Here is a 1425-nt window from a genome sequence, read left to right on the forward strand (position 1 = left end):
ACCGAGATCACTATAGGACCGCTATCTACTTCCACTGTGGGGGGGTTTGATCTCTACCCAAAAAGGAAACCAAGTGCATTCCAGGTCATCACTGCATGACCGCTATATATAGGGGTCACCCACACAAATGTGCGAAGACCCTAAAAATTCAGGAGCTTTAAAAAGCACAAATGGCAGAAGAACCGCAAGTTGCGTTTTGTTGCTTAAAAGAAGGATGATACAATTAAATATTATAAGGATAAAAAGCCATGGTATTTTTATGATTCTCCGATCAACTTATATTTCCGGTTTATAGTTCATTCCGGTTAAAAGGGGAAAAAGGGTACTTACCGGAAAGAGCCTTGGGCTAAAATCGGTAATTGTTGGAGGTTTTATCAGGAACCGCGGGAATTTGTGGAGTACTTGTCACCTGTGTGCATGAGAAGAAAAACTATATTTTCTCCCCAGCATGCTTCAATGCCGTCTCTACAATCGAATCACTTATCCAGTAGCCGCTATTCCGCATGGCCAGTATTGAAGCACCGACATTATCTATAATCCCGCGTTTTTTGGCTTCAACAAGAACTCTTACCGACCCGATAACGTGAAGTCCATAAACAGTGCGGGCGATTTTTCTTGCTTTTCGTTCATCAATCAAAATAAGGTTAACACTCAATTCCCTTGCCAACCCAATTACGGCGGCCTCCCCCACATCAAGAGATGTTATCAATAAAGGGTCTAACGGATTGGAAAGTTTCATAACCTTTATCCATTTTGCCTTTCGGTAATTTGCCAGCCCGGCATTTACTGTTCCGCCTTCAAGGATTTCCTTATGGACTGCTTCCGGTACAGCAACAAACTCAAAAAGATGCCTGAGAATATCAATGCTGTCAATCATTGACAGGGCTATTATTGGGCCTGTGTTGCAGATCGCCTTATCGTTCATTTATTCATATCCGAAAACTCAGCATCAATCTCGTCATAATCCCAATCCACACTGGCTGCTCCATATCGCCGACAGTCCAGCAAAAATATCACTCGCGATACTTCTGCCAGCTGTGCAGCTTGTCCGGATGTAAGCCGCCCCATTTCGTATAATTTAACCGCCAAAGCAAATTTAGCCTCTTGTTCGAATTTATCCGGACTGAGATTAAGTATGGCAGGTATTGTCTCCGGATACTTTATTTCTATTGTTCTCATAATGTTGACCCCATAATATTTTTCTATTTTCCACTCACATAAAACACCGACAAACTAATTTTTAACTTATACCATATTTTTCCAATATAAATGACTTTTTTCTTTCATAAGCAAACTTCCATATATGGCAAATACTTTATTTAATTCGTTTGATCCGTATTTTTTGCTGACAAGCCATGTAATAATAAGAAGAATGAAAATATCGGTGACTCTCTGTATGATATTAATTAGTTGAGCATGTTTTCT

At 40.1% G+C, this 1425-nt stretch carries 3 protein-coding genes; all 3 read right to left on the reverse strand.

The window, feature by feature from the left end:
• Positions 1–430 precede the first annotated feature (430 nt).
• Positions 431–925, reverse strand: coding sequence for a DUF3368 domain-containing protein (locus VXK47_RS09750; RefSeq protein WP_435548590.1), 495 nt, complete (start codon positions 923–925; stop codon positions 431–433).
• Positions 922–1179 carry a UPF0175 family protein gene (locus VXK47_RS09755; protein ID WP_435548591.1) on the reverse strand — a complete coding sequence of 86 codons (258 nt, stop codon included), beginning with the start codon at positions 1177–1179 and terminating at the stop codon, positions 922–924. The genes VXK47_RS09750 and VXK47_RS09755 overlap by 4 nt, the downstream gene beginning before the upstream one ends.
• Before the next feature lie 66 nt (positions 1180–1245).
• On the reverse strand, positions 1246–1425 hold a 180-nt coding region (locus VXK47_RS09760; RefSeq protein ID WP_435548592.1), incomplete at its 5' end, for a hypothetical protein.

It is taken from the genome of Desulfobacterium sp. N47 (assembly GCF_051233685.1).
Classification (GTDB): domain Bacteria; phylum Desulfobacterota; class Desulfobacteria; order Desulfobacterales; family RPRI01; genus RPRI01.

Coding starts and splice junctions, on each gene's coding strand:
- VXK47_RS09755 (WP_435548591.1), bottom strand. CDS start 1,179: ATGAGAACAATAGAAATAAAGTATCCGGAGACAATACCTGCCATACTT.
- VXK47_RS09750 (WP_435548590.1), bottom strand. CDS start 925: ATGAACGATAAGGCGATCTGCAACACAGGCCCAATAATAGCCCTGTCA.